Origin of the sequence: Bradyrhizobium sp. HKCCYLRH3099 (assembly GCF_051167855.1) — a bacterium.
In the GTDB taxonomy this organism is placed as follows: domain Bacteria; phylum Pseudomonadota; class Alphaproteobacteria; order Rhizobiales; family Xanthobacteraceae; genus Bradyrhizobium.
The window spans coordinates 1-12,185 of sequence record NZ_JBNPTW010000028.1 but is presented as its reverse complement, the minus strand read 5'-3'; the positions used below and the strand labels follow the sequence as shown (position 1 = coordinate 12,185).

The window sequence follows — 12,185 nt, the reverse complement described above, 5'->3', positions numbered from 1 at the left end:
GTCAAACAGCCGATGCGGCCGAGTGCGATATGGCGCCTTCGCCGGACAAGCCTCTGAGGATTCTTCACGCGGTCAGAGCGCCGGTCGGCGGCATTTTCCGGCACATTCTCGACCTCGCCAACGGCCAGGTCGATCGCGGGCACCAAGTCGGGATCATCGCTGACAGCCTCACCGGCGGCGAACGCGCTGACGCCGCGCTCGCACAGATCGCTCCCCGTCTGGCTCTCGGCGTCCATCGCATCGCCATTCACCGCGAGCCGTGGCCGACCGACGTCGTTGCGCTCCGTCATTTTCACCGGTTGGCGCGCAGCCTCAGCCCCGACGTTCTCCACGGCCATGGCGCCAAGGCCGGCGCCTTCGTGCGCATGTTGCCGCGCCGGTCCGGGACCATCCGCATCTACACCCCGCATGGCGGCTCCCTGCACTATCCGCGCAACACGCTCAAGGGCGCGCTCTACGGTCGGCTCGAACGAGCGCTGATGAACCGGACCGACCTGTTCCTGTTCGAGAGCATCTTTGCCCGCGACACCTATGAGCGCATGATCGGCCATCCCCAGGGGCTGGTGCATTGCGTTTTCAATGGCGTCACCGCCGGCGAGTTCGATCCGGTCACGCCCGCGGACGACCAGACCGATCTCTCCTATGTCGGGGAATTCAGACACATCAAGGGAACGGATCTGCTGATCGACGCCCTTGCGCAACTGCACGCGCGTGGCCGGCCGTTGACGCTGACTCTGGGCGGGGACGGCGAAGAGACTGCGCGGTTGAAGGCCCAGGTCGAGCGGCTCGGTCTCACATCCGTGGTGCGTTTCATCGGGCACGTGAAAGCCCGCGACGGCTTTTCCAAGGGACGCCTGCTCGTGGTTCCGTCGCGCGGCGACTCGATGCCCTATGTGGTGATCGAAGCCGGAGCCGCCGGCGTTCCGATGATTGCGGCCCGGGTCGGCGGGATCCCGGAGATCTTCGGACCGAACAACGAGTCGCTTTTCATGCCGGGCAACGCCACGGCGCTTGCGGACGCGATCGAGGCCGCGATCGAAGATCCGGCGACGGTGCAATTGCGCGCCAAGGCGTTGCGAGAGCGCGTCTTCCAGCACTTCTCGCAGAAGGCCATGGTCGAGGGCGTTCTCGACAGTTACCGCGAAGCATTTACCAAGACCTGACGTCATTTACCAACGCTAACAATTTCTTCCGATTTGCCCTCTAATCCCGCCGGTGGGGAATTTCCTCCGGCGCCATTGGCGCTTACATGACCAAAAATACTAACAAACATAATCCGGGCTTGTACGACTGTGGAACCGATCAACGCTCGCTCGATGTTGGATGCTGCCGCGGCCACGGCCGCCTCGACGACGGCTACGGGACAGCCAACCGTTGAACGTCGCCGCCGCCTTTCGCCGGCGGCGCTGTCCGTCGCCAACCAGAAGGTGCTTCGCGCCTATTCTCCGATCGTGCTGGCCGGCATCGTCCGGATCACCGATTTCGCGTTGCTGAGCTTTGTCGGCAGCGCCGTCTATTTCGGGTATGTGGTTCCGCTCAGCGGCTTCCATTGGGAGTATCTCGCCGCGATCATCGGGCTGGCGGTGAGCGCGGTGGTCTGTTTTCAGGCCGCCGACATCTACCAAGTTCAGATCTTCCGCGCCCAGGTGCGGCAGATGACCCGGATGATCTCCTCCTACTGCTTCGTCTTCCTGCTGTTCATCGGCCTCTCGTTCTTCGCCAAGATCGGCAGCGAGGTCTCGCGCCTGTGGCTTGCGGCCTTCTTCTTCGTCGGCCTGGGCGCGCTGATCGCAAGCCGCGTGGTGCTGCGCAGCCTGATCCGCAGCTGGGCCAAACAGGGGCGGCTGGATCGCCGTACCATCATCGTCGGCGCCGACCAGAGCGGCGAAGGCCTGGTTCGTGCCTTGAAGGCTCAGGACGACTCCGAGATCGAGATCCTCGGTGTGTTCGACGACCGCAACGATTCCCGCTCGCTCGAGACCTGTGCCGGCGCGCCGAAGCTCGGCAAGGTCGACGACATCGTCGAATTTGCCCGCCGTACCCGCGTCGATCTCGTGTTGTTTGCGCTGCCGATCTCGGCGGAGACTCGCATCCTGGACATGCTGAAGAAGCTGTGGGTGCTGCCGGTCGACATCCGCCTGTCCGCTCATACCAACAAGTTGCGCTTCCGGCCGCGTTCCTATTCCTATCTCGGCGCGGTCCCGACGCTCGACGTCTTCGAAGCTCCCATCACCGACTGGGACCTGGTGATGAAATGGCTGTTCGACCGTCTCGTCGGCGGCCTGATCCTGCTGCTCGCACTGCCGGTGATGGCGCTGGTCGCGCTCGCGATCAAGCTCGACAGTCCCGGGCCGGTGCTGTTCCGGCAGAAGCGGTTCGGCTTCAACAATGAGCGCATCGACGTCTTCAAGTTCCGCTCGCTCTATCATCACCAGGCCGATCCCACAGCCTCCAAGGTGGTCACCAAGAACGATCCGCGCGTCACCCGCGTGGGCCGCTTCATCCGCAAGACCAGCCTCGACGAGCTGCCGCAGCTGTTCAACGTCGTGTTCAAGGGCAACCTGTCGCTCGTCGGTCCGAGGCCGCATGCCGTGCAAGGCAAGCTGCAGAACCGGATGTTCGACGAGGCCGTCGACGGCTACTTCGCCCGCCACCGCGTCAAGCCGGGGATCACCGGATGGGCGCAGATCAACGGCTGGCGCGGCGAAATCGACAACGAGGAGAAGATCCAGAAGCGCGTCGAGTTCGACCTCTATTACATCGAGAACTGGTCCGTGCTGTTCGACCTCTACATCCTCTTGAAGACGCCGCTGGCGCTGATGACCAAGAGCGAGAACGCCTATTGAGTTTGGGGATCCGGAGCGGGCGTGCGCCCGCTTCGTACATGGAGTTGGCTGGTCCCGCCGCGTACCGCGTATGAGTGTGAGTTGGTGATGGCGTACACGGCGTCCGCCGGAGAGTTCGCGTTGAGGCCGACCGCCCCTGCGGGCGTGCTGGCCCTGCAGCGCGCGCTCGTCTGGCTGATCGGAGCCTCCGGCGCGATCGTCTTCATCGAACCGAGCCCCTACGAACTCGTGACGCTCGCCTCCGCCGCGGTATTCATCGCGACCGGTATCAGGCTGCGCGCCGTGTTTCTGCCCCTCCTCCTGCTCCTGTTCCTGGTCAATCTCGGCTACACGATCAGCGCGGTACCGCTGCTCGACGATTCCAAGATCGCGACCTGGATCGCGACGTCCTGGTATATGGCGGTCACGGCGATGCTGCTGGCGATGGTGACCGCCGAAGACACCGCGGCGCGGCTCGACATGCTGCGCCGGGGCCTCGTGATGGGCGGGGCGATCGCGGGCCTCGCCGGCGTCGCCGGCTACTTCCATCTCGTGCCCGGCGGCTATGATCTCCTTACCCTGTATGGACGCGCGCGCGGCACGTTCAAGGACCCGAACGTGCTCGGCGCGTTCCTCATCCTGCCGGCGCTGCTCGCGCTGCAGAACGTCGTCACGGCCCGCCTCGCGGCCACCTTGCGCGCCAGCTTCGCGTTCGGCGCCATCTCGCTCGCCATCCTGCTCGCCTTTTCGCGGGCCGCCTGGGGCGGCCTGGTGCTCACCGCGGCCTTCATGCTGGTGATGATGGTGCTCACCAGCCAGACGCGGAGCGAGCGGTCCCGCATCATTCTCATGACCCTGGCCGCCGCGGCGGCAGGCGTCGTCCTGGTCGGCGTTCTCCTCTCCATCGACTCCATCGCCGACATGTTCAAGCAGCGGGCGAGCTTCGACCAGAGCTACGACGAAGGCCGTTTCGGACGCTTCGGCCGTCACATCCTGGGTGCCGACATGGCGCTCGACCTGCCGTTCGGGATCGGGCCGCTGCAGTTTCACAACTACTTCCCCGAGGACACCCACAATTCCTATCTGAACGCCTTCATGTCGGGCGGCTGGCTGTCCGGCATCTGCTATCCCGCGCTGGTGTTCACCACCGTCATTCTCGGCTTCCGCTATCTTTTCGTACGCGTGCCGTGGCAGCGTACCTACATCGCTGTGTTCTCCGCCTTCCTCGGCACCGTCGGCGAGAGCTTCATCATCGACACCGACCACTGGCGGCACTTCTTCCTGATGCTCGGCACGATGTGGGGCATGATCGCCGCCACCCGCGCCCACCAGGCCGCGAGCCGATCCGCAGGGACCGGCTCGCCTTTGCTGTCGATCAATCCTCCGCCGTGAACGTCAGGCCGGCATTGTCGACCAGCCGTTTGATCAGGCTGTCCTGCAGCGCCGCACCCGGGGTCCAGAAGCCGCCCTTGACGCTGGTACCGTCGCGCAGCAGCCCGATGGCGCATTCGCTGATCATCTTCGAGGTCGAGCCGTAGCCGGGGTCGCGGTTGCCCTTGACCGTGGCGCGCGCCTGCCGCCCGTCGGGCGCGATCGCGACGAACATCAGGTTGTAGTAGCCGTTGTCGCGCTCCTCCTTGGAGGGGCCCTCGCCCGGCTTCGGCGCGTTCGGACCTGTCTTCTCGGAATTCGCCGCCATCACCTTCTTGGCGTTGGCCTCGCCCTTCTCGCCCGCCCCGGTCAGCACCATCTCGTCATAGATGAAGTCCTGGCCGTAGGGGAAACCCATCAGCATGTTGGAACGGTGAACGTTGCGGGTGTTGATCAGCGCCATCATGAACGGCGCCGCCCAGGATTGCAGATCCTCCTCATAGAGCGGCTTGTTGCCGGGCGGCTGCTTCGGGCCCTTGAAACCCGGCGTCAGTGCAAAGAAATCCTTCAGGATCGACACCAGGCTGAGATCCTGGGCCACCGCATCGAACGTCGCCTTGGCGCTGGCGGCGGTGCCGCCCGACAGGGTGCCGCTCATGCCGCGGACGCGGCCCTTGACGCGGGCGGCCGGCGCGCCGAGCACCTTCTTCGCCTGCTGCTGCACGAAGTAGACGCCGAGCTCGAACGGCACGGAATCGAAGCCGCAGGAGAACACGATGCGGGCGCCGCTCTTTTCCGCGGTCGCCTGATGCTTGTCGATCATCTGCCGCATCCACACCGGCTCGCCGCAGAGATCCACGTAGTCCGTGCCGGTCTCGGCGCAGAGAGCGACGAGTTCGTTGCCGTAGAGCTGATAGGGACCGACCGTGGTCAGCACCAGCCTGGTCTGCGCGACCATTGCCTTCAGTGACTCGAGATTGGACGCATCGGCAGCGATCAACGGCGTGTCGGCCGGCGCGCCGATCTCGTCGCGGACGGCGGCGAGCTTGTCCAGGCTGCGACCGGCCATCGCCCAGCGCAGCGAGCCATCGCCGCGATATTGCGTGGCAAGATACTCGGCCACGAGCTTGCCCGTGAAGCCGGTGGCGCCGTAGACGACGAGGTCGAATTTGGATGACGTCATTCTTGTTCCCTGGACATCAGCTTCAATTTGAACGCTCCGTCATTGCGAGGAGAGAAGCGACGAAGCAATCCAGAGTCCCAACGCGGCCCCTGGATTGCTTCGCTGCGCTCGCAATGACGGAGCATGTGGTTCTACTTCTTCCCATACGACACGCTCATGCCCGCACGCACATCGTTCTGGATTCCATACGGCGCGATCGGATAGCGCAGGCCGTTCCTGGCGAGCTGCTTCATCCCGGCAATCGCCTTGGCGAGATCGGCGGGCTTGAACGCCATCAGCATCTCCTCGTCCGGCACGCCGCCATAGCGGCGCTCGGCGAAGCAGGGCAGCGACAGGCTCGGCTCGCCGGTCTTCAGCGCCCGCCCCCAGGAGTCGGCGCAGGCGGTCTCGCCGACGACGCCCCATTCGAACTTCTTGTAGCCGACATATTGCAGGCCGTTGATCAGGATGATCATCTGGCCGGGGGTCGCGTAGACGAGACAGATATCCGGCGGATCGAGCCGGCCGCTCGCCAGCGGGCTCACCGCCATGGCCTGGTAGCGGCCGAACGGCACCACGTCGAGCGCCTCCTGCCGCTTGCGCGCATCCTCCGCGGTCCCGTGCCAGACGCCGACATAGCCCTCGCCCTTCAGCCATGTCTCGTCCTGCGGCCCGAGTCCGATCACGGCGCGGCATTGCGCGCCGACGAGATCCTCGCCCGTGATGCCGACAGTCCAGCCAAGCCGTGCGGCCATGCTGACGATCTGATCGGTGGTATGCACCGCGTTGGGCCGGCGGATCTTCTCCACCGCCTCCATCTCCTCGACGCGGGCGAACATCTTGATGCCGATCACGGTCGTCTTCAGCCGCAGCAGGGCGTTGAGGTCGGCGACCATGGCCGCGAGGTCCAGCCTGTCGGCCGCATCAGGCTGTCGCATGGGGTGTTCCCTCCTCGACGCGCGGACTGTCGCTGCCGTGCGTGGTTCAGCTTCGGGGCGCTTGTTAGACGCTCGCCAGCCGCGATGCCAGCCCTTCCGCCTCCCCGGCTCGTCCCGCGTACCATGATCCTTCTCGATCCCCCAGGAATCACTTATGAATTTCCTCTCCTCAGACAGGACCATGCGATGAGCCGCAGCGACCGGAAGGAAGGCGCCATGGGCGCGACGGCCGGCCCGGGCGCAACGCCCGTCCTGTCGCCGGCGGCGCTTTATGAGGCCGGACTGCACCATCTCGGCGGCGGGCGGCTGCTCGACGCGCAGATGTGCTGCGAGCAGGCTTTGACGGCCGACCCGAACCATGCCGACAGCCTCGCGCTGATGGGCATCATCGCGCTGCAAAGCGGGCAGCACGACCACGCCGTGGCGTGGTTCTCGCGCGCCATCCGGCAGACGCCGAAGATCGACTATCTCACCAGCCTCGGCTTCACGTTGAAACAGATGGGCCGGCTCGACGACGCGCTCGCGGTGTTCGACAAGGCGATCCAGCTCAAGCCCGATGATGCCGAATTGTGGAAGCACATGGGCGGCGTTCTGCTGGCGCAGAATCGCGGCGCCGAGGCGCTGCTGAGCTATCAGCACGCGCTCACGATCGATCCCAGCCATCGTGACGCGGCGTGGCAGAGCGGACTGTTGCTGCAACAGCAGGGGCGCCATGACGAGGCGGTGCAAGCCTTTACCGTCTGCCTGAACAAGCAGCCGAGCGACCTGCCGGCGCTGCAGATGCGCGCCCGCTCGCTTCGGGAACTCAAGCGCTACGATGACTATCTGGCGGATTGCGAGCGCGCCCAAATGCTCGCACCGGCCGATCCGCTCGCCAGCAACAATCTCGGCGATGCGCTGGTCTGCCTCCGCCGCCATGACCAGGCGCTGGCCTGGTTCGATCGGGCGCTGGAGCTGCGGCCCGGCTTCGCCGACGTGCTGCTCAACAAGGGCTTCGCGCTCTCGCATGCGCTGCGCTTCGAGGACGCCGCCGCCGTGTATCGCGAGATCCTGGCGGCCGAGCCCGACAATGCGAAGGCGGCCTGGCATCTCGCCCATATCGAGCTGCAATGCGGTGACTACGCAGCTGGCTGGGCCCGCCGCGAAGCGCGCTGGGCCATGCCGGACTTCTCGCCGGACTATCCGCGCTTCGCGCAGCCGAAATGGCTGGGGAAAGAGGATATTTCGGGCAAGACTCTCCTGATCGAGGAGGATGAAGGCTTCGGCGACAATATCCAGTTCGCGCGCTATCTGCCGATGGTCGCAGCCCGCGGCGCCAAGGTGATCCTCGTGGTGCGCGAGCCGATGCGGCGGCTGATGAGCGGCATAGAGGGTGTCTCGCAGTGCCTCGCCTTCGCGCCGGACCTGCAGCGGCCGGCCTTCGACATGCATTGCCCGGTCATGAGCCTGCCGCTCGCCTTCGGCACCACGCTGGAGACCATTCCGCCGCCCAGCTATCTGCCGCCTCCCCCGGCCGATCGCGTGGCGGCCTGGGAGCAGCGGCTCGGGTCGCACGCCCGGCTGCGCGTCGGCCTCGTCTGGTCGGGCAATCCGCACCAGGCCAACGATGCCAACCGCTCGATGCCGCTGTCGACGCTGCTGCCGCTGCTGGAGATCGAGGCTGACTTCATCAGCCTGCAGAAGGAGCTGCGGCCGGCGGACAAGGCGCTGCTCGCACAACAGGACCGCATCCGTGACGTCACCGCCGATCTCACCGACTTCGCCGAGACGGCCGCCCTGATGTCCTGTCTCGATGTCATCGTGACGGTCTGCACCAGCGCCGCGCATCTCGCCGCCACGCTCGGACGGCCGACCTGGATCATGCTGCCGCACGTCGCCGACTGGCGCTGGCTGAGGGATCGCGACGACAGCCCGTGGTATCCGAGCGCGCGGCTGTTCCGCCAGGACGCCAGCTGCCGCTTCGAGCCGGTGGTCGCGCGCGTGCGCGGCGAGCTGGCGGCGAAGGCGGCCGGCCTGAAGAGGACGACCGCTTAGGTCGGTCCGGGAAACAGCTCGTCGGTGCGGCCGCGCAGGCGGTAGGCCAAGAGGCCGACCCATTCGCGCACGGCGATGTCGGCACGGCGCAGGCCGAGCAGCGAGACGCCGTCGACATCGAGCACGCGGCCGACGCGCCAATCCACCGGATAGGGCTCGACCGGAAAGCCCGCTTTCCGGAACAGCCCAACCGAGCGCGGCATGTGATAGGCCGAGGTCACCAGCAGCCAGCGCTCGCCCGGCTTGGGCGAGATCATCGCCTTGGAGAAGATCGCATTCTCGTAGGTGTTGCGCGACTGCCGCTCCAGCAGCAGCCGCTCCTTGGGCACGCCGAGGCTCTCCAGGATCTCGGCGCCGACATCGGCCTCCTTCGCCTCGGTCGCGATCAGGTTGGCGCTGCCGCCGGTGAACAGCACGCGCGCATTCGGATAGCGCCGCGCCAGCACGGCCGCCTGGATCACCCGGTCGGCGCCCGCCACGGTTACCGGCATGCCGTAGATGACCGAGAGATCGGAATCGACCGGACCGCCGAGCACGATGATGCCGTCGGGGGCGCCCTTGGCCGGATCCCATTTCGGAAACCGGCTCTCCAGCGGATACAACATCAGGCTGCCGAGCGGCGTCAGGCCGACGATGGCCAGCAGCAGCATCGCCGAGACCACGAGCCTGCGGCCGAGCACGGCGAACCGCGTCGGCATCAGGACGATGCCGATGAGGCCGAGCGCGATCATGAAATTGGTCGGCAGCGCCAGCAGGCCGAGCGTCTTGGACAGGACGAAGAACATTCCGGGCTCCGGCGCGGGGTGAGATCGTATGGCCGCCCTCATACACGACAGCCGCCATGCGTCGCCATCTCTCCGCGAACGCGATCGGATGCGCTAAGCTCGGGCGAGATCCGGCAACAATGAGAGCATCATGGCCCATCATCACCTGCACGCCAGCCCCGAGACCTGCCATTGGGGCTTCTTCGAATCCCGGCTGAAGCCGGTGCTCACGGTCGACAGCGGCGACGAGGTCACGATCGATTCGATCAGCGGCGGACCGGACGTGGTGCCGGACACCAGCAAGTTTCACGTGCCGCCGGAATTGTTCGACGTCCACGCCCGGTCCGAGCGGATGGTGCCGGGCCACATCCTGACAGGCCCCGTCGCGGTGCGTGGCGCCGAGGTCGGCGACGTGCTGGAGGTCGACATCCTCGACGTGCAGCTGCGCCAGAACTGGGGCTATAATTTCATCCGCCCGCTGGCCGGCACCCTGCCCGACGATTTCCACGAGACCCGGCTGATGAACATCCCGCTCGACAAGGAGCGGATGGTCGGCAAGCTGCCCTGGGGCCTCGAGCTGCCGCTTGCGCCGTTCTTCGGCGTGATGGGCACGGCCCCGCCGCCGGCCTGGGGCCGCATCACCACGCTGATCCCGCGCGCGATGGGCGGCAATCTCGACAACAAGGAGCTCGGCGCCGGCGCCAAGCTGTATCTGCCGGTGTTCGTGCCGGGCGCGCTGTTCTCCTGCGGCGACGGTCATGGCGCGCAGGGCGACGGCGAGGTCTGCGTCACCGCGATCGAAACCGCGCTGCAGGGGCGCTTCCGTCTGACCGTGCGCAAGGACCTCAGCTTCGACTATCCGCGCGCCGAGACGCCGACGCACTACATGACGATGGCGATGGACCCCGATCTCGACCAGTGCGTGGTGAAGGCGCTGCGCGACATGATCGTGCTGCTCGGCGAGAAGCGCAATCTGTCGCGCGAGGACGCGTATACGCTGTGCAGCCTCGCGGCGGATCTGCGCGTGACGCAGACGGTCAACGGCTCCAAGGGCATTCATTGCATGATCGCGAAGTCGGTCGTGCACGGGTGAGGTCGTCGTGGCCCGCGCTCGCGCGGCTCGCTCCATTGTGTCGCCCGGCTTGACCGGGCGACCCAGGACTCCGCGGCTATTGTGGGTCCTTCGATAGGCCGCGGCGTGCTGGATCCCCGCCTGCGCGGGGATGACGACCGAATGTGACGCGCCCTCGCTTATCCCAACAGACACGCGTTTTCATCCTCGCGCGCCGCTCGCGCCGAGTCATGCCGTTCATCTCACCCTCACGAAGTTCGGAGGGCGCAGGGAAGGCCAGGCGTCGGCTGACGCCTGCGGCCCGCCTGCGAGAAAAAATGCAGGCGGCAGGTACCACAGGTGCAGCCGGACAACGCCCGGCCTTCCCTGCGCGATGGTCTTCACGCTTATACGCAGTCTGCCTGGTGCGCCGGGCTTGTTGGCCACCATTCGCGACAATGCTTGCGCATTGCGCGGGACACCAGCATCGGGGTGCCAGCACGCTGCGACTTCACGTCCGCGCCGAACCGTTCGTCCACGCATCCCTTGAAGGACACGCTGCGGCTCGCTCGCGGCCATCGCTCCCCGCCCCGCGTGTCGTGACGATCGCGCGCAACGCCCCTTCCGAGTGAGACGGGATGGCGACAGTAGAGCATGATTTTCGGAAAAGCGAAAGCGCTATTTTCTGAATTGTAGAAATTTCTGTTCGGGACACCCGCGCCGCAGCGCGGGCCGGGAACGCGGCGCGACGGGAACCATCACAAGCGACGTTCTCTTGTCGTTGGACGAGCCATCGGAGGAGTCCCGCCAGTTGCAGTGCGAATCCCCTCCACCCGCTCGTGCACCGTACCATTCCGGGCCCGGACTCGCTGAAAGCGCCGAGAGTCACCAGCGCGACCTCGCCGATTCGTCATATTTATATAAAATTCAATATCTTAACCACTTATCCCCAAGTGGCTGTACAACCTATTGGATTCCTAATAGAGTCTAAAAAGTTACTTTTCTGTACACCGGTTACGGACTAGCTTTTAGGCATGGCGACGGAAAAAGCCGAGACTGACCGCATCCCCGTAACCCTGGCCCTGGCCACCATTGGCTATCTCGAAAAGCTCGTGAAACAGGGCACCCACGGCACCAGCGTTCCGGGTGTCTGCAGAACGTTGATCGAAGAAGGCATCCGGCTCGCCATCAAGGACGGGCTGCTGTCGATTCGCGACAACGGACGGGCTTAAACAGGGACATCAGCGGCACAGTTTCGGACGACCGTCGGCCAGGACGATCCAGGACGGATCAAACTTGGAAGCGACAACAATGCCCGCCGAACGACAGACCCAACCCACCTGGACCGAGGAACGCCTCCGGGCCCTGAAGCAGCACTTTGAAGCCGGGCTGACCTGCCGCGAGATCGCCGCCGAACTCGGCGTCAGCCGCAATGCCGTGATCGGCAAGATCTCCCGCCTCGCCCTGACGCGCGACAATGGCGGCGACACCAGGCGCATGGTCCGCGACAACGCCCGCGACGGCACCCGCCGCCCCGCGCCGAAACTGCGCCGCCGCATCCTGCGCGCGGTCCCCAGCGATCCGCCGCCGATCGTGATCGAGGAGCCGCCCGCCGGCCCCGTCGAGAACGGCTGCTCGCTGTTCGAACTCTCCAAGGAACGCTGCCGCTGGCCGATCTCGACGCCGGGCGCGGACGATTTCTGCTTCTGCGGATCGAAACCGATCGAGGGCCTGCCGTATTGTCCGAGCCATACACGGATGGCGTACCGGGTGGCGTCGTCGCGGTAGGTGCGACTCGACCAACTCAGTTGTCGGGTGTCCCGCCACTCAGTCGGCAAAGCACGCTGACAGATTGCGACGTGTACGCACCGACGTTTTTAGGCGCCTACGCTTTGCTCGGTCGCCGCGTTCTGCGGGGACGGCGCGGCGGTCTCGTCTCCCCTCCCCCTTGCGGGGAGGGGGCGGGGGTGGTCCAAACCGGCTACATAGGTGACAGAACAAACCGACGACATGGGTGACAGGTTGAGGTGATCGGCAGGA

General features: G+C 65.7%; 10 protein-coding genes. 7 read left to right on the top strand and 3 right to left on the bottom strand.

Going from position 1 to position 12,185, the window contains the following annotated elements; genetic code table 11:
- Positions 1-29: 29 nt before the first annotated feature.
- The 3 genes from ACQR1Y_RS33285 (at position 30) to ACQR1Y_RS33275 (ending at position 4,217) form a co-directional block, all read left to right on the top strand.
- A complete protein-coding gene (locus ACQR1Y_RS33285) occupies positions 30-1,163 on the top strand; it encodes a glycosyltransferase family 4 protein (RefSeq protein ID WP_434879838.1) in 1,134 nt (377 codons plus the stop codon).
- Between the two features lie 153 nt (positions 1,164-1,316).
- The gene (locus ACQR1Y_RS33280; RefSeq protein ID WP_434879837.1) at positions 1,317-2,846 is read left to right on the top strand and encodes an undecaprenyl-phosphate glucose phosphotransferase; all 1,530 of its coding nucleotides are present in this window, start codon (positions 1,317-1,319) and stop codon (positions 2,844-2,846) included.
- Between the two features lie 87 nt (positions 2,847-2,933).
- Positions 2,934-4,217 (top strand): O-antigen ligase family protein, encoded by a 1,284-nt coding sequence (locus ACQR1Y_RS33275; protein WP_434879836.1) that lies wholly within the window; start codon positions 2,934-2,936, stop codon positions 4,215-4,217.
- On the opposite strand, the gene ACQR1Y_RS33270 is transcribed toward ACQR1Y_RS33275, so the two are convergent.
- Both ACQR1Y_RS33270 and ACQR1Y_RS33265 read right to left on the bottom strand, forming a co-directional pair.
- Positions 4,201-5,379, bottom strand: coding sequence for a saccharopine dehydrogenase family protein (locus ACQR1Y_RS33270; protein ID WP_434879835.1), 1,179 nt, complete (start codon positions 5,377-5,379; stop codon positions 4,201-4,203). The two genes, ACQR1Y_RS33275 and ACQR1Y_RS33270, sit on opposite strands and share 17 nt — an antisense overlap.
- A gap of 131 nt (positions 5,380-5,510) precedes the next feature.
- Positions 5,511-6,296 carry a DUF169 domain-containing protein gene (locus tag ACQR1Y_RS33265; RefSeq protein ID WP_434879834.1) on the bottom strand — a complete coding sequence of 262 codons (786 nt, stop codon included), beginning with the start codon at positions 6,294-6,296 and terminating at the stop codon, positions 5,511-5,513.
- Positions 6,297-6,482: 186 nt separating this feature from the next.
- Here ACQR1Y_RS33265 and ACQR1Y_RS33260 point away from each other — a divergent pair, with 186 nt between their 5' ends.
- Positions 6,483-8,330 carry a tetratricopeptide repeat protein gene (locus tag ACQR1Y_RS33260; protein ID WP_434879833.1) on the top strand — a complete coding sequence of 616 codons (1,848 nt, stop codon included), beginning with the start codon at positions 6,483-6,485 and terminating at the stop codon, positions 8,328-8,330.
- Here the strand turns inward: ACQR1Y_RS33260 and ACQR1Y_RS33255 are convergent.
- On the bottom strand, positions 8,327-9,115 hold the full coding sequence (locus tag ACQR1Y_RS33255; protein WP_434879832.1) for a YdcF family protein: 789 nt from the start codon (positions 9,113-9,115) through the stop codon (positions 8,327-8,329). The genes ACQR1Y_RS33260 and ACQR1Y_RS33255 overlap by 4 nt on opposite strands.
- Positions 9,116-9,245: 130 nt before the next feature.
- Here ACQR1Y_RS33255 and ACQR1Y_RS33250 point away from each other — a divergent pair, with 130 nt between their 5' ends.
- From ACQR1Y_RS33250 to ACQR1Y_RS33240, 3 genes are all read left to right on the top strand, one after another.
- The gene (locus ACQR1Y_RS33250; protein ID WP_434879831.1) at positions 9,246-10,187 is read left to right on the top strand and encodes an acetamidase/formamidase family protein; all 942 of its coding nucleotides are present in this window, start codon (positions 9,246-9,248) and stop codon (positions 10,185-10,187) included.
- Positions 10,188-11,179: 992 nt separating this feature from the next.
- The gene (locus ACQR1Y_RS33245; protein ID WP_006614936.1) at positions 11,180-11,377 is read left to right on the top strand and encodes a hypothetical protein; all 198 of its coding nucleotides are present in this window, start codon (positions 11,180-11,182) and stop codon (positions 11,375-11,377) included.
- 79 nt (positions 11,378-11,456) lie between these two features.
- Complete coding sequence (locus tag ACQR1Y_RS33240; RefSeq protein WP_434878097.1) at positions 11,457-11,933, top strand: GcrA family cell cycle regulator; 477 nt, start codon at positions 11,457-11,459, stop codon at positions 11,931-11,933.
- The last annotated feature ends 252 nt before the right edge of the window (positions 11,934-12,185 follow it).

Bases quoted from the DNA above. Each gene is read 5' to 3' on its own strand.
- ACQR1Y_RS33285 (WP_434879838.1), top strand. From the start codon at position 30: ATGGCGCCTTCGCCGGACAAGCCTCTGAGGATTCTTCACGCGGTCAGA.
- ACQR1Y_RS33280 (WP_434879837.1), top strand. From the start codon at position 1,317: ATGTTGGATGCTGCCGCGGCCACGGCCGCCTCGACGACGGCTACGGGA.
- ACQR1Y_RS33275 (WP_434879836.1), top strand. From the start codon at position 2,934: ATGGCGTACACGGCGTCCGCCGGAGAGTTCGCGTTGAGGCCGACCGCC.
- ACQR1Y_RS33270 (WP_434879835.1), bottom strand. From the start codon at position 5,379: ATGACGTCATCCAAATTCGACCTCGTCGTCTACGGCGCCACCGGCTTC.
- ACQR1Y_RS33265 (WP_434879834.1), bottom strand. From the start codon at position 6,296: ATGCGACAGCCTGATGCGGCCGACAGGCTGGACCTCGCGGCCATGGTC.
- ACQR1Y_RS33260 (WP_434879833.1), top strand. From the start codon at position 6,483: ATGAGCCGCAGCGACCGGAAGGAAGGCGCCATGGGCGCGACGGCCGGC.
- ACQR1Y_RS33255 (WP_434879832.1), bottom strand. From the start codon at position 9,115: ATGTTCTTCGTCCTGTCCAAGACGCTCGGCCTGCTGGCGCTGCCGACC.
- ACQR1Y_RS33250 (WP_434879831.1), top strand. From the start codon at position 9,246: ATGGCCCATCATCACCTGCACGCCAGCCCCGAGACCTGCCATTGGGGC.
- ACQR1Y_RS33245 (WP_006614936.1), top strand. From the start codon at position 11,180: ATGGCGACGGAAAAAGCCGAGACTGACCGCATCCCCGTAACCCTGGCC.
- ACQR1Y_RS33240 (WP_434878097.1), top strand. From the start codon at position 11,457: ATGCCCGCCGAACGACAGACCCAACCCACCTGGACCGAGGAACGCCTC.